Consider the following 21,790-nt stretch of genomic DNA (forward strand, 5'->3'; position numbering starts at 1 on the left):
TGAATCGTCTGAAATCCCCCTGTGGCGCTGACGGACCGCTGATCATGACAGAAGCATGGAGGACGGCGGCTAAACGGGCCCGAGAGTCGCGCAATCGCCGTGATTTTCCGGGATTGGGTCGGCGAGTTAGGTGGGCTCGGGACATTTTCCAACGTCGCGCCGACACCCCTCATCCGGCCCTGACGGGCCGCCTTCTCCCACAGGGGGAGAAGGGGCTCGGCGGACTTAGTCGCGGTAGTTGAGGGCCGGGGCGCGGTCGCCGATTAGGGCCTCGTATTTGAAGTCGGGGCCGCGGCGACGCTCGAACTCGGTCTTTGCGGCTGCGATGGTGTCGGGGCTCTGGAACAGTTCGGCGGTGGTCAGGGCCAGGGTCTTGGCGGCCAGATGGGCGCCCTTCAGGCCGATGGTGGAACCGGCGGCCACCACGTTCTGCCAGCTATGGCCCGCCGAGCCGGGGACGAAGGTGGCGGTGGACAGGCCCACGGTCGGGGCGACCCAGGACACGTCCGAGACGTCGGTCGAGCCGCCGAAGTCGCCGCCGATCACGGCGGGTTCGATCTGACCGACGGAGGCGAGGTCGGGGCGGGTCGGCAGGGTCTTCTGGATCTCGGTCGCCAGGGCGATTTCCTCGGGCGTCCAGGTTATGCCGCCGACATGGCGCAGGTTGCGGTCCATGACGTTCATCAGGGCCTCGTTCGGCAACATGGAATAGACGCCGCCGATGGCCTCGAACTCGACGCGGGTGCCGGTGCCGAGCGCCGCGCCGTCAGCCGCCTTCTTCACCCGCTCCAGCACATCGCGGACGATCTGCGGGTCGTTGTGGCGGACGTAGTAGTAGCTCTCGGCGAAGGCCGGGACGACGTTGGGCGCCTTGGCCCCGTCGGTGATGGCGTAGTGGATGCGGGTGCGGTCGGGAATGTGCTCGCGCATCAGGTTGACCATGGCGTTCATGGCCTCGACCCCGTCCAGGGCCGAGCGGCCGCGATCGGGCGCGGCGGCGGCGTGGGCGGCCGTGCCGTAGAAGCGGAACTTGCCCGAGACATTGGACATGGTGTCGCCCTGGCGGGCGCTGTTGACGTTGCCGGGGTGCCAGTGGACGGCCACGTCCACGTCGTCGAACAGGCCGTCGCGGACCATATAGACCTTGCCCGATCCGCCTTCCTCGGCGGGCGTGCCATAGACGCGCAGTTCGCCCTTGATGTTGTTGGCGACCATCCAGTCCTTGACCGCGATGGCGGCATGGACGGACGCGGCGCCGAACAGGTTGTGGCCGCAGCCGTGACCGGCGTGGCCGCCGGCGGTTTCCTGCACCGGGTTCAGGGTCTGTGACAGGCCGGGCAGGGCGTCGTATTCGGCCAGCACCGCGATGACCGGGCCGTCGCCGGTCTTGAAGCTGGCCAGGAAGGCGGTGGGTTCGTTGGCGATGCCGGGGGTGACGGTGAAACCGGCTTCGGTCAGTTGGCCCTGCAGCAGGGTCGAGCTTTGGGTTTCCTGATAGCCCAGCTCCGCGAACTTCCAGATTTCCAAGGCGGCGTGATCCAGGGCCGGCTGGTTGCGCTCGACCGTGCCGGTGATCTGGGCGCGGGCCTGGGGCGACAGTTCGGCGGCGAGCGCCGGGACGCTGAGGCTGGTCAGGGCGGCGGCGAGCGCCAGGGCGCGCATCGAGACGGGTTTCATCGGGAACTCCACAGACAGACGGCGAATAGACGAAGGGCGGGAGACGACGTCGCCTCCCGCCCGAAAGACCTCAAGACCGGATCAGAAGGTCTTGCGGAAGCTGGCGTACCAGTAGCGGCCATAGGGCTGATAGACGGTGCCGACGAAGCCGGCCGCCGAGAGGGGCGGTTCCTCGTCGGTCAGGTTGCGCACGCCGACGCGCACGGCGGTCCCGGCCAGGCGGCCTTCGTCGAACTGATACTCGCCATAGAGGTTGGCGGTGATGGTGGCGTCCACCGTCCAGTAGTCGCCCGACGAGTTGGTGAGGCTGTCGTCATAGAGGGACGAGATGTACTGGGTGAAGGCGCCGACGGTCCAGGCGTCCTTGCGCCAGGTGCCGGACAGGGACCATTTCCATTCCGGGCGGCCCAGGTCGCGGATCATGTCGCCCATGCTGCCGCCCAGGGAGATGGAGGAGGCGATGTCGCCCGCCGCCTTGGCGTCGACCAGGGCCTGAGCCCCCGGCGCCAACTCCAGATAGTATTTCAGCAGGTGCGAGACGTTCAGGTTCAGGCTGAAGTCGCCGTACGCCGTGTCGCGCAGGCTCCACATGGCGCCCAGGTCCAGGCCTTCGACGGTCTGGGGCTGCTGATTGGTGTAGGCGTCGGTGATGTATTGCACCTCGCCCACGGCCGTCAGGCCGGTGCCGGCGAAGATGGCCTGGTCGGCGGCCGTCGCGTCGGCGCGGATGACGTTGGGGTTCGAACTGCCCTGCTTGCGCAGCAGGTAGTCGAGGATCAGGGCGTTCTGACCGCGGAACAGGCCGACCATGCCGGTCTGCTCGACCCGCCACCAGTCGGCGGTGAAGGTGAAGTCGCCGAACTGTTCGGGAACGAAGCGCGGCTGGACGACCAGGCCGAAGGACAGGGTCTCGGATTCTTCGGGCTGCAGGTCGGGGTTGCCGGAGCGGCGCTCGGCCGTGAGCTTGCGGACGTGGGTCTGGCTGGCGTTGGCCTTGTCCGCGAAGCTGTTGGGAATGCCGGAGACGGTGCTGGCGCCGCACTGGCTCATGTCGGTGATGGCGCCCCGACGCAGCAGAGCCTCGCAGTAGATGTAGTCGTTCGAGCTGTTGGAGCGGGTGATCACCGTGGCGTTGATCTGCTCCAGGTTGGGGGCGCGGAAGCCCTGGGCCCAGGAACCGCGAACGCGGAAGCCGTCGACGATGTCCCAGGCGGCGGCGACCTTGGGTTTGGCCACGTCGCCGAAGTCCGAATAGTTCTCGAAGCGGCCGGCCAGCTGGACCTCCAGGTTATGCACCAGGGGGATGTTCATTTCCGGCGACACCAGGGGAGCGGCGAACTCCAGATAGGCGGAGAAGACGTCGCGCTCGCCGTAGGTGTCGGGGTTTTCGGACGAGTTGATCAGGTCGCTGTAGGTGGCGCCCGACTTGTCCGTGTAGCGGATCGTGCCGTCGATGCGGCTGTCGCGATCGTCCAACTGGGTTTCGGTGCGCGCCTCGATGCCGGCGGCCATGCCGACGGGGCCGCCGGGCAGGGTGAAGAGGTCAGGACGCGAAATCTTGAAGTCCCACAGGCCCAGTTCGGTCTTGGTCTTGCGGACCATGTCGACGCGGATGGCGTCCAGCGCCGCCTGGTTGGACGGGGTGGCGTCGCCAAAGCGTGGATTGGCCGGGTCGCCGCCGTTGAAGAAGTTATAGGCGTCGGGCGTCGACTTGGCCGCCCATTCGGCCAGCCTGGTCGTGGAGATGTTGTCGGACACGTCCTTGGCTGTGGCCTCGGACCAGAGCAGGGCGGACTCCCAGTTCCAGCCGCGCCATTCGCCGCGCAGGCCGCCGAGGGCGCGATACTGCTGGTTCGTCACCTCGACATTGATCGGGCCCATGTCGTTGAAACGATAGCCGGTCAGGCGGACGTCCTGTCCGAACGGATTGTAGTAGTTGGTTCCGGCGATGGTCATGGCGACCGACGACAGGGTGTTGATCGGCGCCTGACGCGCATTGGATTGCGCATAATAGGCCCCCAGTTCGCCGAAGGCCTCGACCGCGTCATTGATCTGATAGCGACCCGTCAGGAAGAGGTTGAAACGATCGACCTCGGGCACGACGGTCAGGTCTTCCTTGGCCGTGTCCGCCAGCAGGGAGGCGTCGACATTGGTCGTCTTCTTCAGGCACAGGCCGTCAGCCAGGGCGGCGGCGCATCCGGCCAGGGTGTCCGGCTGGATGGTGAAGGTGGTGAAGCTCTGTCCGCCATAGGTGGCGGCGCTGGGCAGGGTGAACTGGCCCCAGGGCGTCAGTGACGACAGGCCGTTCAGGGCCGATCCGGTGAAGCCGGTGCCCTCGAACAGCGGCCGTTTGTCGTCGGAGGCGGTGAAGGACTGATCCAGCGTCGAAAGCTCGTCGCGGTGATCATAGTTGAAGAAGGCCGAGATGTTGCCGCGGCCGTCCTGGATGTCCTTGCCGCCATAGGCGGAGAAGTTGGTCTCCCACATATCGGTGCCCTCGGCGAAGCCGTACTGGGCCGAGATGGTCAGGTCGGTCATGTCGTCGCGCAGGACGGTGTTGATCACCCCGGCCACGGCGTCGGCGCCATAGATGGCCGCGGCGCCGTCACGCAGGACTTCCAGGCGCTTCAAACCCGAAACCGGGATGGCGTTGGTGTTGTAGGTCAGGACCGGCACCAGGTGCTCATTGGCCTGGGACGTGGGGTGGCCGACGACGCGGCGGCCGTTCAGCAGGACCAGGGTGTTGCCGATGCCGAGGCTGCGCAGGTTGACCGAGCCGGTGTCGCCGCGCGCCGAGTTGGAACTGGCGGGCAGGTAGGAGGAATTGAAGGTCACGTCGCCCATCTGGGGGATGGTGCGCAGCAGTTCGTCGCCCGACGTGGCGGCGGCGGCCAGGATCTGCTCCTCGCCGACCACGGTCACGGGCAGGGCGGCGGTGACCTTGGCGCCGCGAATCTGCGAGCCGACGACGATGATCTCATCGACCTGGGTCGCCTCCGGTTCGGGGGCGTCCTGGGCGACGGCGGCGCTCGCCGCGCCGAACAGGGCGGTGGTGGCCAGCATGGCCGTCTTGAGGTTTCGGCGGGTGAAGGCTGCAGGCATGACTCGGTATCCCCTCTGAAATCTTCTCGAGCCCGGTATCCCCCCGGGCCCGTCCGGCGGCGGCCGGGTCGGTCGATCAAGGCGGCCTCTTCGTCTCGGTTCGTCGCCCCGGAAAGATGCGACGTCGGAGGGTTCGCCTTGCATGAGACTAGAAACCGCCACATTCGGCCCGTCAACCATTTCGGGTTAAATATTGCTGTTATTCAATATAATGAGCAAACTAATCACTAAAATTGACCGTTGAGTTCCGTCTTTGAGCAATGCTATCGCTGTCAAAGGGCGTTCTGGTGTGGGCGCGCGTGATAGTTCAAAGCCAAATGTGACGGGGTGGCCATGCGTTCTCATCTGAAGATTTTGGCGGTCGCGGCGGCGGCCCTGCTGGCGGCGGCGCCGGCGATGGCGCAACAGGCGTCGGTCCAGACCCGGCCTGCCGTCGGCAGCGGCGGCGACATCGTCAACTACGGCCAGATCCACAGCCCGACGATCGGGCGCGGGGGGATGGTGGTGAGCCAGAGCGCTCTGGCGACCCAGGTCGGCGTCGACATTCTCAAGCAGGGCGGCAACGCCGTGGACGCCGCCGTGGCGGTCGCTTTCGCAGAAGCCGTGACCCTGCCGCGCGCCGGCAATATCGGCGGCGGCGGCTACATGATCGTCCACATGGCGGCGACGGCGGATCGCCCGGCGGCCGACATCGCCATCAACTATTACGGCACGGCGCCGCGCGCTGTGACGCCGGACTTCCTGCTGGACGACAGCGGCAAGTTCGACCGCCGCGCGCCCTCCAGCTTCCGCAACGTCTCGGTGCCCGGCACGGTCGCGGGCATGTGGGAGGCGCACAGGCGCTTCGGCGCCCTGACCTGGGCTCAGGTCGTGGCGCCGTCGGTCAAGCTGGCTGAGGACGGCGTCATCCTGTCGGACGGCGAGGCGGACGCCACGGCGGGCCGAGCCATGGTCCTGGCCACCGATCCCGGCGCGCGCGAGGCCTATCTGAAGGTGGACGGCACGCCCTATCGCGCGGGCGAACTGTTCAAGCAGCCGCAACTGGCGTGGAGCCTGCGTCAGGTGCAGCAGGGCGGGGCCGACGCCTTCTATCGCGGCGAACTGGCGAAGAAGATCGTCGAGGGCGTTCAGGCGCGCGGCGGCATCATGGACGCCCAGGACCTGGCCGATTACCGCGCCGACGTGAGCGCGCCGATTTGGTCGACCTATCGCGATCACCGCATCGCCTACATGCCGCCGACCGCGTCTGGCGTCAGCGTGGCCGAGGGGCTGAACCTGCTCGAACACTTCCCCATGCGCGACTTGCGTTGGGGCAGCGTCGACAGCCTGCATCTGATTTCGGAGGCGATGAAGATCGTCTCCTCGGACCGTCGTCTGATCGGCGGCGCGCCTCAGTGGACGACGCCGGCGCAGGGGCTGGCCAGCAAGGAATTCGCCGCCGAGCGGGTCAAGCTGATCTCCATGGATCGCTCGCTGGCCGCCGCCGACATCCCGGAGGGCAATCCCTATCCCTATGAAAGCCAGGACACGACCCACTATTCGGTGGCCGACGCCCACGGCAATGCGGTGTCGAACACCTATACCCTGTCCAACTCCTATGGCGCCCACGTCGCCCCGGTGGGGACGGGCATCTTGCTGAACAACTCGCTGGACAACTTCTCTTGGGGGACGCGAGGCGAGCCGAACTCGCCGGCGCCGGGCAAGCGTCTGGGCTCGACCATCACGCCGATGATCGTCTTTGAAGACGACAAGCCCTGGCTGGTCACGGGGACGCCGGGCGGGGGCTACATCATCGCCACCATGGTCCAGCTGATCTCGAACGTCATCGACCACCAGTTGAACATCGCCGAGGCGGCCATGCGTCCGCGCCTGAACCAGGGCGGCGGCGACAGCCCGCTGGAACTGGAAGGCGGCTTCTCGCCCGACGTGGAGCGCCTGCTGCGCGAGCGCGGCCACACGGTTCGCCCGTCCATGACAATGGGCAGCACCCAGTCCATCATGATCGAGGGCGATCGATTCCTGGGCGCGGCTGACACGCGGAGGCCCGACGCCCTGGCGCTTGGCGTCCAGTAAGCACTTCAGTTTTCAGTCAACCGCGGGGGCGGCTCATGTTGCGCAAGGTTCTGCTGGCGAGCGTCGCCGGTCTGGTCGTGGTTGCCGGGGCGGCGCCGGTTCTGGCTCAGGCGGGGGCGCCGGCGGCAGCGGCATCGACGGCCTCCACCTGGCAGGACGGCCTGTTCGGGGTGAAACTGGATCGGCAGAAGGGCAAGGCGACGGTGCGTCTGCCCGCGCCCGGCGCGGACGGCGTGCTGGGTCGCTATCTCTATCAGCCCGGCTTATCGGCGGGGCTGGGCATGGACGGCGCCGGGCTGGACCGATCCGGTCTGGGCCAGGCCCAGGTTCTGGCCTTCCGCAAGGTCGGCAATCGCGTCTTCGCCGAGTTCGAGAATACCCGGTTCCGCGCCGTCAACGCCGACGCCGATCAGGTGAGCGCGGTCGCGGCCTCCTTCTCGCCCTCGGTGGTTTGGTCCGGCGAGGTGGTCGAGACGGGCGCCGACGGATCGGTCAGCGTGGACCTGTCGGGCTTCCTCGAACGCGACGCGATCAACGCCGTCGGGCGGCTGAAGCGGGCGCGGCTGGGCACGTTTAAGGCGGCGCCGACCCTGGGCTATCTTGACGCCGACCAGACCCTGGTCTTCCCGGACAATGTCGAGTTCCAGACGGTCCAGACCTTCACCAGCGACGAGCCGGGAGCGGAGTTGTCGCGGGTCGCGGCCGAGGCCCGTTCGGTCACCCTGACAGTGCGTCACTCCTTCATTCGTTTGCCGGACGAGGGCTTCCAGCCGGTGCTGCACGACCCGCGCTCGGGCACCTCGGCCCAGGTCATGGTGACGGACTTCGCCGCCGATCTGGACCAGCCGGTGGTCAGTCGCCTGGCCCGTCGTTTCCGGCTGGAGAAGACCGATCCGACCGCCGCCCGCTCGACGGTGAAGAAGCCGATCGTCTTCTACGTGGACCGCGCCGCTCCGCCGGCGATCCGTGCGGCCCTCATCGACGGCGGCAATTGGTGGGCGCAAGCCTTTGACAAGGCGGGCTATATCGACGCCTTCCGCGTCGAGCTTCTGCCCGAAGGGGCGCATCCGATGGACGCGCGCTACAACATTGTCTCCTGGGTCCACCGCGAGACGCGCGGCTGGTCCACCGGCACCAGCGTCAATGATCCGCGCACCGGCGAGATCGTGCGCGGGGTGGTGCAACTGGGTTCGCTTCGCGACCGTCAGGACAAGATGATCTTCGAGGGTCTGGTCGGCGCCGCGCGCAGCGGCACGGGCGGCGAGGATGATCCCGACCGTCTGGCCTATCAGCGCCTGCGCCACCTGTCGGCGCACGAGATCGGCCACGCCCTGGGCATCGCCCACAACTTCGCCGCCTCGACCTTCGAGGACCGGGCCTCGGTCATGGACTATCCGGCGCCGTGGGTGATCGCGGACGGCGAGCGACTGGATTTCAGCCGCGCCTATACGACCGGCGTCGGGGCCTGGGACCGCTATGTGGTGGACTGGCTCTATTGCGATGCGCCAGGGCAGGACCCGGTTGCACGTCGCGCCGCCCTGGCGGCGGAAGCTCAAGCAAAGGGCTATCGCTTCGTCAACGACACGGACACCCGGCCGCTGGGCAGTCTGCAGCCCTACGCCGCCATGTGGGACAACGGGACCGATCCGGTCGCCGAGTTCGCCAATGTCATGGCGGTGCGGCGCATCGCCCTGTCGCGCTTCGGCCTGGCCAACCTGCCGGCGGGGGCGCCGGCGGCGGACCTGCGGCGGGTCATCGTGCCCATCTACCTCTATCACCGCTATCAGACGACGGCGGTCGGGCGGCAGATCGGCGGGGTGGACTATGCCTACGCCATCAGCGGCGACGGCCATGAGCGGGCCGAGGTCATGCCGGCGGACAGGCAGCGCGCGGCGCTGGAGGCCCTGATGCAGGCCCTGTCGCCGGCCGAGCTGGACCTGCGCGACGACTTGATCGACCTGCTGTCCTCGGCACAGTCGGGCAACGCCGACCGGCAGATGCAGATCGAGCTGTTCGAGGGCAAGACCGATGCGGTCTTTGACCCGTCATCGGCGGCGGCGGCGGCGTCCGAGGTGGTGTTCGAGACCCTGCTGGCGCCCGAGCGGTTGAACCGTCTGGTCGAGCAGCAGCGCCTGGAAGCGGGTCAACTGGGGCTGGTCGAGGTGCTGGATCGCGTGGCGACGGCGGTGGGGCCGGGGGCGGCGCTCAGCCCGCGTCAGGCCGAACTGCGCCGCGTGGTGCGCGCCCGCTACGCGGCCCATCTGGCGGCGCTGATGCAAGGCAAGGACCTGTCATCCACTGCCCAGGGCGCGGTGCGCGACGGTGCGCGTCGGTTCGGCGAGCAGTTGAAGCGCTGCCGCGGCGACCGGCTGGAAACGGCGCAATGCGCCTGGCTGGCCGAGGCCCTGACAGGGCCGGCCGAGGGGTTGAAGGCGCTCAGCGAGACCCTGCCGGTCGCCCAGGCCGTGCCGCCCGGCGCCCCCATCGGCGGCGGCGAGTGGCATTGACCTGAACGCTTAACCCTCTCCCGGCGGGAGAGGGTTACTTCATCTCCCGCCAGGTCTTGCCCGTGACGCCCTCATAGTTGGTCGCGTGATAGACGCCGCGCGCCACGGCGCGGGCCAGGACGTCGGCGGCGACGTTGCCCAGTTGGGCCACCGCGACCTGACGCATGGCCGGGTTGTCGATGACCTTCTTGCCGGTGGACAGACAGAACAGGGTGTCGCCGTCGAACGGCGCGTGGGCGGGGCGGATGGCGCGCGCCATGCCGTCCTGGGCCATGATGGCCATGCGCTGAAGCTCCACGCGGGTCAGGGCGACGTCGGTGGCGATGCAGGCGATGGTGGTGTTCTCGCGCGGGCGGGCGCCGAACTTGGACAGGCCCCAGTCCTCGGCCGAGGCGGCGAGGCCGGATGAGCCGAGGCCGCCGAACTCGTCCCCGATTTCATAGGGAGAGGCCCAGAAGGTCTTGCCGCCGGGCGCCACGACCGAGCCCACGCTGTTGACGGCCACGATAGCGCCGACCGTCCAGCCCGAGGCCATGACCGCTGAGGCCGAGCCGATCCCGCCTTTCAGCGCGCCCGCCTCGGCGCCATAGCCCGCGCCAGCGGTGCCGAGGTCGAAGCGGTCGCCCGCGGCCTCCAGCGCCTGAACCGACAGGCGACGATAGGGGGGCTCCATCTCCCACTGCTTGTTCCCGCCGTTGGCCAGGTCATAGAGGCAGGCGGTCGGGATGATGGGCGAGGGGGGCACGCCCGGCGCGCCGCCCATGCCGTAGCCGCGCCCGCGCATCCCCATCCAGGCGGCGACGCTGTCGGCGGAACCGAGGCCATAGACCGAGCCGCCCGACAGGATGATGGCGTCCACCTCCTGCACCAGGTTTTCGGCGCGCAGGACGTCCGTTTCTCGCCCGGCGGGGCCGCCGCCGCGCACGTCGACGGCGGCTGTGGCGGGCTTTTCGGCCAGGATGACGGTGACGCCGGTGCGGACGCCCGCGTCGTGGGCCTGGCCGACCTTGATGCCCTCGACGTCGGTGATCAGGTTCAGCGGCCCGGTGCGGCTGGAGGCGCGGGCGGCGCTTTGAGCGGCGGGTTTGGCGCTGGCGGCGCCGGCGGCGGAGGCGGCGGCGGCGATCAGGGCCGAGCCGAGGACGGTTCTGCGGTTCATCCGACGGTTTCCTTTTCCAGAGCGTGATTGCGGACCAGATCCGGCGTCGCCGCCAGAAGTTTCTGCGTATAGGGGTGCGAAGGGGCGGCGAAGACGGCGGCGGTGTCGCCCTGTTCGACGATCTTTCCGGCCTGCATGACCAAGAGGCGATCCGTCACCGTGCGGACCACGCTGAGGTCATGAGTGACGAAGAGGTAGGACAGACCCAGCCGATCCGACAGGTCGGCGAGCAGGTCCAGCACCTGCGCCCGCACCGAGACGTCCAGCGCCGACACCGCCTCGTCCAGACAGATGACCGAGGGCTCGGTGATCAGGGCGCGGGCGATGGCGATGCGCTGGCGCTGGCCGCCCGAGAACTCGTGCGGATAGCGGTCGGCGGCGGCGCTGTTCAGGCCCACGCGCTCCAGCATTTCATCGACGCGGCGGCGGGCTTCGACGGGGCTGGGGCGGGCATCCAGCAGGTGGAAGTTTTCGGCGACCAGATCGCTGACCTTCCAGCGGGGGTCGAAGCTGCCATAGGGGTCCTGGAACACCACATGGATGTCGCGGCGGATGGATTTCAGCGCGGCGCCGCGCGCGGCGGTGATGTCGCGACCCTTGACCCGAACGCGGCCCGTTTGCGGCGTCTCCAGCGCCAGGATGGCGCGCAGCAGGGTGGACTTGCCGCAGCCGCTTTCGCCCACCAGGCCGACGCTCTCGCCCGGCTGGATCGACAGGCTGACATGATCCACGGCGCGGAAGGCTTTGGCCTTGCCGAACAGGGCGGGGGCGCTGCCGTATTCGCGCACCAGACCCTCGACCTGAAGCACGGGGGCGGCGTCGGCTTGCGGGGCGCTGCGTCGCACAGGGGCGTGGGTGGCGTTGGCCAGCAGGCGTTGGGAATAGGGATGGGCCATGCCGGTTCGGATGCGCGCGACAGGGGCTTCCTCGACCAGTTCGCCGTCCTTCATCACCGCCAGCCGGTCGGCGGTTTCGGCCATGACGGCGAGATCGTGGGTGATGAGGATAAGCCCCATGCCGTCCTCGCGCACAAGCCGTTTCAGCAGGTCGAGAACCTGAGCCTGAGTCGTCACATCCAGCGCCGTCGTCGCCTCGTCCGCGATCAGCAGTTTGGGCGTCAGGGCGATGGCGATGGCGATGGCGACGCGCTGCCTCTGGCCGCCCGACAGCTCGTGCGGATAGCGGGTCAGGGGGAAGCGCTCGGCGGGCAGGCCGACGCGGTCCAACACGGAACGGGCGACCGCGAGGGCTTCCTTGCGCGAGGTATTTTTGTGCAGGCGCACTGTCTCGGCCACCTGATCGCCGATGGTCATGACGGGGTTCAGGGCCGTCATCGGCTCCTGGAAGATGATGCCCACGTCGCGGCCGCGCACCTTTTGCAAGACGGTGTCGGAGACATTCGAGATGACCTGACCGTTCAGGCGGATCTCGCCGGTCAGGGTCGTGCGCGGCGGCGTCAGGCCCAGCACGGCCAGCGCGGTCATGGACTTGCCCGAGCCGCTCTCGCCCACGAGGCCCAGGATTTCGCCGGGGGCGACGGACAGACTGACGGTCTTGAGGATCGGCGTTGAACCGATCGACAGGCTGAGGTCGCGGATGTCGAGGACGGTCATGGTCAACGCTCCCGCCGCACGCGCGGGTCGAACAGGTCGCGCAGGCCGTCGCCGGTCAGGCTGAGTCCCAGCACGGTCACGAAGATGGCCAGGCCGGGCATGATGGCCAGCCAGGGCGCGAAGCCGATCATGGTCTGGGCCTCGGCCAGCATCCGGCCCCAGCTGGGCGCAGGGGGCTGGGCGCCGAGGCCGACATAGGAGAGCCCGGCCTCGGCCACGATGCCGACGGCGAACTGGATGGCCGCCTGCACGACCAGCAGGCTCATCAGATTGGGCAGGATGTGCTGGAGCGAGATCAGGGCCTTCGACTTGCCCGCCGTGCGCGCCGCCAGGACGTATTCGCGGGTCCACAGGCCCTGGGCCGCGCCGCGCGCGACACGGGTGAAGACGGGAATGTTGAAGACGCCGATGGCGATGATCGCATTGATCGCGCCCGGCCCCATGACGGCGGTGATCATCACGGCCAGCAGCAGGGCGGGGAAGGCGAAGATCAGGTCGTTGCCGCGCATGACCAGCTCGTCAATCCAACCGCCGCGCGCCGCCGCGGTCAGGCCCAGGGGCGTGCCGACGCCGACGCCGATGCCGACGGCGACGAAGGCCACGATCAGGGAGTTCTGCGCCCCCGCCATGATCATCGACAGGACGTCACGACCGAAATGGTCGGTGCCCATCCAGTGGGCGGCGGACGGGGCGGTCAGCTTGGCGGCGATGTCCACCGCCTCGACGTCATAGGGCGTCCAGATCAGGGCCAGCAGAGCGGTCGCCAGCACCACGGCGGTCAGGCCTGCGCCGACGATCAGGGACAGGGGGCAGCGCACGCGGGGCTTGGCGGGGGCGGTGACGGCAGGGGCGTCGGTCATGCGCGGCGTCCCCTCAGGCGCGGATCGGCGAACAGATAGGCCAGGTCGATCAGGAAGCTGACCAGAACCACGGCGAAGACCAGCACCACCACCACGCTCTGCACCACGATCAGGTCGCGCTGAGTGATGGCCTGGAAGACGAGGCGTCCCAGACCCGGCAGGGAGAAGACGTTCTCGATGATGATGCCGCCCGCCAAGAGGAAGGGGAACTGAAGGCCCAGAATGGTCAGGACCGGGATCCAGGCGTTCCTCAGGGCGTGTCGCCACAGGGCCTGGTTGACGCTCAACCCCTTGGCGCGGGCGGTGCGGACATAGTCCTCGTTCATGGTGTCGAGCAGGGCGGTCCGCAGCACGCGGGCCAGGATGGCGGCCTGGGGCGCAGCCAGGGCCACGGCGGGCAGAATCAGGGCCTTGAAGGCGGGCCAGAAACCGGCGCTCCAGCCGGGGAAGCCGCCCGCCGAGAACCAGCCGAGGTTCACCGAGAACAGCAGGATCAGCAGCATGGCGATCCAGAAGTTGGGCAGGGCGACGCCGACCTGGGTGACGCCGATCAGGCCGGTGTCGACGGCGGTGCCCCGGCGGCTGGCGGCGGTGACGCCGATGGGCAGGGCAACCAGCAGCGACAGGACGGTGGCCATCAGGGCCAGCGGCGCCGACACCGCCAGACGTTCCGCGATCAGCCCGCCGACCGGCACCTGATAGGTGTAGCTGGTCCCGAACTGGCCGGTCAGCAGGTCGCCGAGCCAGGCGAAGTAGCGCTCAAGGCCCGAGCCTTCGAGACCCATCTGCTGGCGCAGGGCGGCGATGGATTCCGGGCTGGCGTTCAGCCCCATCATATAGCTGGCCGGATCGCCCGGCACGACCTGCAGCAGCAGGAAGATGACGACGGTGGCCGCCAGCAGGGTCAGGGCGTGTCCGCCCAGCTTCTTCAGCAGCCAGGCCGCGCCGAAGCGCCAGGCGACGAAGGCCAGCAGGGCGACGCCCGCGATCAGGCTGATCCAGCCCCAGGGCAGGCCGCCGCCTGCGCGCTCGGCGGTCGTGGCGGACGCCGCGCCCGCGCCGGTCCAGTAGGCGCCGGTGACGTCGTTGGCGGCGATGGGGCCGTTGATCCACAGGCCGTTCACGTCCGCCTTCCACACGCCGATGCGCGAGGACTGGAACAGGAAGCCGTTGACGGCGTCCTCGGCGATGCGGCGCTGCAGGTCGCCCAGCAGGCGATTGCGCGTCGGCTCGTCGGGGGCGGCGTTGACCTGCTCCAACAGGGCGTCGAAGGCGGGGCTGTCGTAGCCGAAATAATAGTCCTTGCGGCCATAGATGTCGTAGTCCATCGGCTCGACGTGCTCGACGATGGTCAGGTCGAACTGGCGGCGCTTGAACACCTGGTCCAGCCACTGGGCCCACTCCAGATTTTCGATCTTCGCGCGGATGCCTGCTTCGGCCAATTGCGAGATCAGCACCTCGCCGCTGCGCCGGGCGTAGGGGCGGGGCGGCAGGCGAAGCGTCACGTCGATGCCGTTGGGATAACCCGCCTCGGCCAGCAACTGACGCGCCTTGGCCGGGTCGTGCGGAGACAGGCCGGTCAGGTCGACATAGCCCGGCGCTTGACGCGAATAGTGGCTGCCGATCGGCTGGCCGAAGCCGAACATGGCCCCCTGGATCAGGGCGTCGCGGTCGATAGCGTAGGACAGGGCGCGGCGCACCCGCACGTCGTTGAACGGCGCCTTGGTGTTGTTGATCCCCAGGATGACCTTGCCTTCGGAGGCGCCGACGACGACGCGGAAGCGCGGATCGCGCTGGAACTGGGCCACGTTCTCGGGCGCGGGATAGTTGGGGAAGGCGTCCACGTCGCCGGCGCTGACGGCGGCGAAGGCGGCGGTCGGGTCGCTGATGAAGCGGAAGACGACGGTGTTCAGGCGCGGCGCTGCGCCCCAGTAGCCGTCGCGGCGGATCAGGGTCAGCTGGCTGCCGCGCTGCCAGCTCTGCAGCTTGAACGGGCCGGTGCCGACGGGGGTGACGGCGTTGGTCGCGGCGCTGTTCGGCGACACCATCACCGCGTCGCCCCAGGCCAGAACGTAGGGTAGCGTCGCCATCGGCCGCGACAGATGGATGCGGAGGGTCGCCGGATCGACGACCTCGACGTGGCGGATCGGCTCGAACAGGGCCTTCTGGGCGTTGGTCGAACTTTCGGCGGTGATGCGGTCGAGAGAGAATTTGGCGACGGCGGCGTCGAACGGCGCGCTATCTGAGAAGGTGACGCCGCGCCGCAGGTGGAAGGTCCAGGTCAGGCCGTCGGGCGCGGCCTCCCAGGTCTCGGCCAGCGACGGGGCGACGGCGCCGTTCTGGGTCAGCTTGGTTAGACCCTCGAAGATGTTGGCGTAGACCACCTCGTCCACCGCCGCCGCCGCGCCCGAGGTCGGGTCGAGGTTGGGCGGCTCCAGCGGCAGGCCCAGGATTAGCCGGTCGTGAGCGGGCTGGGCTTGGGCCTGCGCCGCAGGGAGGCTCCAGGCGACGCACAGGGCCAGCGACAGCGTGAGCGCGATCAGGCGGAGCCCAAACCCGCTGTCCCGGCCGCGCCGTCGTGATGCTGTCGCCCCTGTTTTCGTCACCTTGCCTTGATCTCCCCCTCGGCGACGCGGCCGATCTTCGTCAGCCTACGTCATGGATTTCCAATCACACCATCGAATAAGCGCGGCTCACCAGGGCTGGCGGGCCAGCGACGCCGGACAGGCGGCTGTCGCCTCGGTCGCAGCGGCGCGGGCGGCCTCGAACTCGATCTTGGCCCTGGCGAAGTCGGCCTGGAAGGCGGGATCGGCCTTCAGCCGCGTGACGATGGTCGCGCCGACGATGCGGCCGGCCTCGACGTCGCTGGGATAGTGGACGCCGCAGACCGCGCGGCTCTCACCGTAAGCCAGGCCGCGACGCAGGATCTGATCGGCGCGGTCGGGGGCCAGTTCCGCCAGCACCAGGGACCAGGCCCAACCCAGGGCCGAGTGCCCGGACGGATAGGAGCCGCTGGCCCCCAGCCAGCTTTCCGGCGCGATGCAGGTCGGCAGGGACTCGACCACGAAGGGGCGCTTGCGGAAATAACCCTTCTTGGCCGGGGTCTGGATCATCTCCAGATCGCCCAGCATCTTGCCCATCAGCAGGGTCAGGGTCGGCATCTTCTCGGGCTCGAACTTGAAGCCGAGGGCGCAGTCGAAGGCGCGCGGGGCGCCCGGCGTCTCGATCTCGTTGTCGGCGCGGGCGATGGCCCAGCGCTCGGTCCCTTCCAGAGCGCGCATGTCGCGATAGGCGGCGATGTCGGCCTGTTCGCGCAGCGAGCCCTCGGCAGGCGGCGGCGGCAGGAAGTTGGCGGCGTTCGGGGTGTTCTCGGCCGTCAGATAGCCGTGCGGATGGTCGCGGAAGCCGGTCCAGAAGGTGACGGGCCCCGAGGCCGGGACCGCCGCGACGGCCTGCGGCGCCTCGACCTGACCGGCGCAGCCGCCGAGGACGAAGGCGGCGGCGATCGCGGCGGCGCTGATGCGGGCGAGGGGCATGGGCGACATGAGGGGGCTCCTGAAAATCATGCTTGGACCGCGCCGGGCTTGCCGGCCTCGACCACCCAGGACCTGAGCGTCGAGATCGAGGCGGTTGGATCGCGCACGTCCGAGATGGCGCGGTAGCGCGTGCTCATACGGTCACGCTCGACGTCTATGGCCATATAGCCGCGCACGCGACTGTCGAAGAATTTGACCTGGGGGTTGTTCGGCATGGTGGCCATCAGGCCGTCATAGGTCGGGCCGGTCGAGGTGATGGAGGTGCCGACGAACTCGGTGGCCAGGGTCGGCGAGCCGGGATCGCGGCTGTCGGCCTTCACGTCATTGGTCCAGAAGGAATGGTAGTCGCCGCTGAGGACGACCGGGTTCTGCGGCTTGATGGTGGCCAGGGCGCCGGTCAGGCGGTCGCGGGCGGCGGGGAAGCCGTCCCAGGTGTCGGTCCAGTAGCGCGGCTCGGACCCGTCTGCGCCGCCGAGACGCAGGCCCGCCATGACCAGGTTCTGGCCCAGGATGTTCCAGCGTGCCTTGGATTGCGCCAGGTTGTCGTAGAGCCAGCGTTCCTGCTCGAAGCCTAGGAAGGTGCGCGAGGGATCGAGGCGGTCGGTGCAGGTAGCGTCGGCCACGATCTGGCCCTTGCCGCCGTTGGAGCCGTCGCTGCACGGCTGTTTGGAGCGGTATTGGCGCCCGTCCAGCATGAAGAACTCGGCCAGCTGGCCGTAGCGGACGCGGCGATAGATGGGCATCTGCATCGCCGCGGATAGCTGCGTGCGACGGATCGGCATGGCCTCGAAGAAGGCCTGATAGGCGGCGGCGCGACGTTGCAGGAAGTCTCGCGGGGAGACGCCGGATACCTTGGACCAGACGCCGGAATAGTCGTCCTGAACCTCGTGATCGTCCCAGACGGCGAGGCAGGGGGCGGCGGCGTGCAGCCGTTGCAGGTTGGCGTCGGTGCGGTGCAGGGCGTAGCGGTTGCGATAGCCCGCCAGCGTCGTCGCCTCTTCCAGATTATAGGGACGCACCACCTGATCGGCGCGGTCCGGCCCCAGGCTGTATTCATAGATGTAGTCGCCCAGGAACAGGGTCAGGTCCGGGGCCTCGTCGGCCATGTGGCCATAGGCGCTGAAATAGCCGCGCTCCCAGTGCGAACAGGAGGCGACGGCCAGGCGCAGCTTGTCGACATGGGCGCCGGCGGCGGGCGTGGTGCGGGCGCGACCGGCGGGGCTCTGCTGGCCTTGCGCCGTGAAGCGATACCAGTAGGGGCGGTCGGGGCGCAGGCCCGCGACCTCGACGTGGACGCTGTGGGCGGCGTCGGCGCTGGCGATGAACTGGCCCGAGGCGGCGATGCGGCGGAACTGGTCGTCGGCGGCGACCTCCCAATGAACGGGGACGGGCGCGGACAGGCCGCCCATGCCGTCGGGAGCCAGGGGATCGGCGGCCAGACGCGTCCAGATAACGAAGCCGTCGGGGGCCGGGTCGCCGCTGGCGACGCCGAGCGGGAACAGATAGGCGCCGCCCGCCTGCGCCCGGCCGAAGCTGAGCACGGCCGGCGCGACGACCAGACCCGTCAGCAGGGCGCGGCGATCAAGGCGGGAGGACGGGAAACTCATGGAAACAGACGGGTCCGTGGGCAACGGGAAAAGACGGGGGCGAGCCGACCGAAGTCGACCCGCCCCTTCGGGGGAGAGGGAGGCTAGAAGTCCATCGACAGGCGCACGCCATAGGTGCGGCCCTGGCTGGGCGAGGTGGTCGGACGGGCCGAGCCGTTGAAGCCGTTGCGGGTCTCTTCGTAATAGGTGTTGAAGAGATTGCGGCCCCACAGGCCCACGCGCCAGTTGGCGCCGGTCGGGGCGACGCTGAAGTTGGCGTTCCACAACCAGTAGGCGTCGATGATCGAAGAGGAGCTGACGGAGTAGAGCTCGTCACGATAGTTGTAGTTGGTCTCGGCGCGCAGGTCCCAGCCGGCCATGCCCCAGTCATAGGCGATCGAGCCGCCGTAGTTCATCTTGGGGAAGGACAGGCGTTCGCCGGAGCGGTCGTTGGTGATGATGATGTCCCAGGGGCCGTCCGCCGGATTGGCGGCGTCGGTCTTGGCGCCGTCGATGGCGTTGTATTCATCATACTCGCCGGTCTTGTAGCCGATGTTCTGGCTGATGGTCAGGCCGTCCAGGGGAACCCAGGTCAGCTCGATCTCGCCGCCGTAGATGTGCGACTTGGGCACATTGGTGATCTTGCCCAGGCGGCCGGTGATCCGGTCGTATTCCAGGCCCTGAACCTGCTGGTCCTTGTAGTCGTAATAGAAGAGGGCGCCGTTCAGGCGCAGGCGGCGGTCGAACAGGTCCGACTTGATCCCGGCCTCATAGGCGATGACGATTTCCGGCTTGAACGGGGTGGCCGAGGTGGCGTTGTAGGTGGTGAACCCGCCCGACTTCACCCCGCGCGCCACACTGGCGTAGAACAGGGCGTCGTCCGTCAGCTTGTATTCCAAACCCAGGCGGCCCGAGACCTCGTTCAGGTCGGTGTCGTAGCTGGTCGTCGGCGGGGGCGGGTTGGGGGCGACGAAGGTGCCGCCGCTGTCCAGGGTCCGCTCTTCGGTTTCCCAGCGCAGGCCGGCGATCAGGTTCAGGCGATCATTCACCTGATAGGAGTTATGCGTGAAGATGCCGAAGGCCGACACGGACTGGCCATAGCCCGTATTGATCAGGTTCGCGTTGCCCCGGAAGTTTGTATAGAAGCCGCCGTCAATGCTTTCATCGGCATAGTGGGCGCCGATCATCCAGCTGAGCGGGCCGTCGTTGTTGGAACTGAGGCGCAGTTCCTGAGCAAAGACGTCGATGTCGTTGTAGAAGAAGACGTTCGACTCGTTGAAACGGGTGCTGTCCCAGTCGTTGAACTCGCTGCGCGAGAAGGTCTGATAGGCGGTGATCGACGTCAGGTCGGCCCAGCCCAGATTGGCCTTGATACGGGCGCTGACGTCGAAGCCGTCGTTGTCGCGGAACGGCTTGGCGTTCAGGCCGACCCCGGCCACGGCGGCCATGGCGGGTGAGATACCCCAGCCGGTGATGCGCCAGGCGGTGTCCTTGGGATAGGTCACGGCGCCGCCCGAGACCGTGTACGGACCGAGCAGGCGGAAGCCGCGTCCGTCCGACTTGTCGACCGAATAGGTGGCGGCCAGGTCGACGGTGAGGTCTTCGCTGGCGTCCCAGGTCAGGCGGCCGCGCACGGCGGTCTTGTTCAGATCGCCCAGCTTTTCGCCGGTGTCGCGATGGTATTGCCAGGCGCCGCCCTGTTCGGTGACGGCGGCCAGGCGGCCCAGCAGGTTGGGCGCGATCTGACCCGAGACATAACCCTCGACCTTGTAGCGGTCGAACGTGCCGTACTCGGCGTTGAAGCCGGCGCGGAAGTCGGCGGTCGGGGCGTTGGTGATGATGTTGACGGCGCCGCCGGTGGTGTTGCGGCCATAGAGGGTGCCCTGCGGCCCACGCAGGACTTCCATGCGGGCGATGTCGAACAGGGCCCCTTGGGTGGTCACCGTATAGGGGTGGGCGACTTCATCGACATAGATGCCGACGGTCGAGGCGTTGTTCGAGGAGTATTCGCGCGCGCCGATGCCGCGGATGCGAAACTGAGGCTGGCCGCCGCCGAACTGGCTGTCGACCTCCATGTTGGGGACGGCGTTCTCCAGGTCGTTGACGACCGAGATGCCTTTTTCGTCCAGTTGTTCGCCGCCGATGACGCTCAGCGAGACGCCGACATCCTGGCTGGCCTGCTCACGACGTTGAGCGGTGACGATGATTTCGCCAATCGTCGTCGCTTGCTGATTGTTGTTATTTGAAGTGGATTGAGCGTTTGCGACAGAAGATGTGGCAATCGTCAGAACGCTGATGGAAGCACTGAGCAGTAAATTTTTCATTGGTTCCCCCTCGTCGGTACGTCTTGTTTTAAGGCGTGCGGCGAATGATCTGTGACAGATGATCGATCAACTCATCGATCTGCGCGCGGCTGATAATCAAAGGAGGCGACAGCGCGATGACATCTCCGGTTACTCGAACCAAAATCCCTTCGTCGAAGGCGGTGTGAAAGACCTCGGTCGCCCGTGCGCCGGGCGCACCGGGGCGCGGGCCTAGCTCGACGGCGGCCACCATGCCCAGGTTGCGGATGTCGATGACATTGGGCAGGCCCTGCAGGCTGTGCACCGCCTCTTCCCAATAGGGGGCCATGTCCGTGGCGCGCTGGAACAGGCCCTCGCTCTCATAGACGTCGAGCGTCGCCAGACCGGCGGCGGCGGCCAGGGGGTGGCCGGAATAGGTGTAGCCGTGGAAGAATTCGATGCCGGGGGCGGCGGCCTGATTGACCACGGCGTCGTAGACTTCGCCGCGCACCCCGACCGCGCCCATGGGCACGGCGCCATTGGTCAGACCCTTGGCGCAGACCAGAAGGTCAGGGATGACCTTCAACGTCTCGGACGCCGTGGCGCCGCCGACGCGGCCGAAGCCGGTGATGACTTCGTCGAAGATCAGCAGGATGTCGTGGCGGCTCGTGATCTCGCGTAGCCGTTCCAGATAGCCGACGGGCGGCACGATGACGCCCGCCGAGCCGGACATGGGCTCGACGATGACGGCCGCGATGGTCTCGGCGCCATGCGCGGCGATCAGGGCTTCCAGTTCGTCGGCCAGATGCGCGCCCCAGGCCGGCTGCCCGCGCGAGAAGGCGGCCTCCTCCAGGTTCAGGGTGTGAGGCAGGTGATCGACGCCCGGCAGGGTCAGGAAGCCGCGTCTGTTGTTCTCCAGCCCGCCGACTGAGATGCCGCCGAAGCCGACGCCGTGATAGCCCTTCTGCCGCCCGATCAGGCGGGTGCGGTTCTCGAAGCCGCGTGCCCGCTGATAGGCCAGGGCGATCTTCAGGGCGCTATCGACGCCCTCGGACCCCGATCCGGCGAAGAAGACGTGGTCGATATCGGCGGGGAAGAGCATGCCCAGCCGCGCCGCCAGTTCGAACACCAGGGGGTGGCCCAACTGGAAGGTCGGGGCGTAGTCGAGCACCTCGGCCTGGCGCTGGATGGCCTCGACGATGGGCTTGCGGGCGTGGCCGGCGTTGACGCACCACAGACCGGCGGTGCCGTCCAGGATCGGGCGACCGTCCGGCGTGAAGTAGTGCATGTCCTTGGCCGAGCCCAACAGGCGCGGTTGGGCCTTGAAGCTGCGGTTCGCGGTGAACGGCATCCAGAAGGGATCAAGGTCGTTGGCGGCCCGTGCGGTCATGCAGA

At 68.1% G+C, this 21,790-nt stretch carries 12 protein-coding genes; 2 read left to right on the forward strand and 10 right to left on the reverse strand.

The annotated features are described in order from the left end of the window. Positions 1-225: 225 nt before the first annotated feature. Together ACR9FL_RS04915 and ACR9FL_RS04920 are read right to left on the reverse strand one after the other, a co-directional pair. On the reverse strand, positions 226-1,677 hold the full coding sequence (locus ACR9FL_RS04915) for an amidohydrolase (protein WP_436357476.1): 1,452 nt from the start codon (positions 1,675-1,677) through the stop codon (positions 226-228). An 81-nt stretch (positions 1,678-1,758) separates the two neighbouring features. After that, a complete protein-coding gene (locus ACR9FL_RS04920; RefSeq protein ID WP_436357478.1) occupies positions 1,759-4,779 on the reverse strand; it encodes a TonB-dependent receptor domain-containing protein in 3,021 nt (1,006 codons plus the stop codon). 333 nt (positions 4,780-5,112) lie between these two features. Here ACR9FL_RS04920 and ggt point away from each other — a divergent pair, with 333 nt between their 5' ends. After that, entirely contained in the window at positions 5,113-6,852 is a 1,740-nt protein-coding gene (ggt, locus tag ACR9FL_RS04925; RefSeq protein ID WP_436357480.1) for a gamma-glutamyltransferase, read from the forward strand. 35 nt (positions 6,853-6,887) lie between these two features. Further along, entirely contained in the window at positions 6,888-9,359 is a 2,472-nt protein-coding gene (locus tag ACR9FL_RS04930) for a zinc-dependent metalloprotease (RefSeq protein ID WP_436357482.1), read from the forward strand. 34 nt (positions 9,360-9,393) lie between these two features. On the opposite strand, the gene ACR9FL_RS04935 is transcribed toward ACR9FL_RS04930, so the two are convergent. The 8 genes from ACR9FL_RS04935 to ACR9FL_RS04970 all read right to left on the reverse strand — a co-directional run bounded on the left by ACR9FL_RS04935 (position 9,394) and on the right by ACR9FL_RS04970 (position 21,785). Next, entirely contained in the window at positions 9,394-10,518 is a 1,125-nt protein-coding gene (locus ACR9FL_RS04935; RefSeq protein WP_436357483.1) for a P1 family peptidase, read from the reverse strand. Continuing rightward, on the reverse strand, positions 10,515-12,131 hold the full coding sequence (locus ACR9FL_RS04940) for an ABC transporter ATP-binding protein (protein ID WP_436357485.1): 1,617 nt from the start codon (positions 12,129-12,131) through the stop codon (positions 10,515-10,517). Before ACR9FL_RS04940 ends, ACR9FL_RS04935 begins: the two co-directional genes overlap by 4 nt. 2 nt (positions 12,132-12,133) lie before the next feature. Beyond that, positions 12,134-12,991, reverse strand: coding sequence for an ABC transporter permease (locus tag ACR9FL_RS04945; RefSeq protein ID WP_436357487.1), 858 nt, complete (start codon positions 12,989-12,991; stop codon positions 12,134-12,136). After that, entirely contained in the window at positions 12,988-15,597 is a 2,610-nt protein-coding gene (locus ACR9FL_RS04950; protein WP_436357489.1) for an ABC transporter substrate-binding protein, read from the reverse strand. The genes ACR9FL_RS04945 and ACR9FL_RS04950 overlap by 4 nt, the downstream gene beginning before the upstream one ends. Before the next feature lie 87 nt (positions 15,598-15,684). Beyond that, positions 15,685-16,536, reverse strand: a complete 852-nt coding sequence (locus ACR9FL_RS04955; RefSeq protein WP_436357490.1) for an acid phosphatase — start codon at positions 16,534-16,536, stop codon at positions 15,685-15,687. 17 nt (positions 16,537-16,553) lie between these two features. Next, positions 16,554-18,134, reverse strand: coding sequence for an alkaline phosphatase D family protein (locus ACR9FL_RS04960; RefSeq protein WP_436357491.1), 1,581 nt, complete (start codon positions 18,132-18,134; stop codon positions 16,554-16,556). Positions 18,135-18,217: 83 nt separating this feature from the next. Beyond that, positions 18,218-20,437 carry a TonB-dependent receptor gene (locus ACR9FL_RS04965; RefSeq protein ID WP_436357493.1) on the reverse strand — a complete coding sequence of 740 codons (2,220 nt, stop codon included), beginning with the start codon at positions 20,435-20,437 and terminating at the stop codon, positions 18,218-18,220. Between the two features lie 28 nt (positions 20,438-20,465). After that, positions 20,466-21,785, reverse strand: coding sequence for an aspartate aminotransferase family protein (locus ACR9FL_RS04970; protein ID WP_436357495.1), 1,320 nt, complete (start codon positions 21,783-21,785; stop codon positions 20,466-20,468). Between the last annotated feature and the right edge of the window lie 5 nt (positions 21,786-21,790).

This window comes from Brevundimonas sp. CEF1, assembly GCF_051353055.1.
Lineage (GTDB): Bacteria > Pseudomonadota > Alphaproteobacteria > Caulobacterales > Caulobacteraceae > Brevundimonas.

Bases quoted from the DNA above. Each gene is read 5' to 3' on its own strand.
- ACR9FL_RS04970 (WP_436357495.1), bottom strand. From the start codon at position 21,785: ATGACCGCACGGGCCGCCAACGACCTTGATCCCTTCTGGATGCCGTTC.
- ACR9FL_RS04940 (WP_436357485.1), bottom strand. From the start codon at position 12,131: ATGACCGTCCTCGACATCCGCGACCTCAGCCTGTCGATCGGTTCAACG.
- ACR9FL_RS04935 (WP_436357483.1), bottom strand. From the start codon at position 10,518: ATGAACCGCAGAACCGTCCTCGGCTCGGCCCTGATCGCCGCCGCCGCC.
- ACR9FL_RS04965 (WP_436357493.1), bottom strand. From the start codon at position 20,437: ATGAAAAATTTACTGCTCAGTGCTTCCATCAGCGTTCTGACGATTGCC.
- ggt (WP_436357480.1), top strand. From the start codon at position 5,113: ATGCGTTCTCATCTGAAGATTTTGGCGGTCGCGGCGGCGGCCCTGCTG.
- ACR9FL_RS04960 (WP_436357491.1), bottom strand. From the start codon at position 18,134: ATGAGTTTCCCGTCCTCCCGCCTTGATCGCCGCGCCCTGCTGACGGGT.
- ACR9FL_RS04930 (WP_436357482.1), top strand. From the start codon at position 6,888: ATGTTGCGCAAGGTTCTGCTGGCGAGCGTCGCCGGTCTGGTCGTGGTT.
- ACR9FL_RS04920 (WP_436357478.1), bottom strand. From the start codon at position 4,779: ATGCCTGCAGCCTTCACCCGCCGAAACCTCAAGACGGCCATGCTGGCC.
- ACR9FL_RS04955 (WP_436357490.1), bottom strand. From the start codon at position 16,536: ATGTCGCCCATGCCCCTCGCCCGCATCAGCGCCGCCGCGATCGCCGCC.
- ACR9FL_RS04915 (WP_436357476.1), bottom strand. From the start codon at position 1,677: ATGAAACCCGTCTCGATGCGCGCCCTGGCGCTCGCCGCCGCCCTGACC.
- ACR9FL_RS04945 (WP_436357487.1), bottom strand. From the start codon at position 12,991: ATGACCGACGCCCCTGCCGTCACCGCCCCCGCCAAGCCCCGCGTGCGC.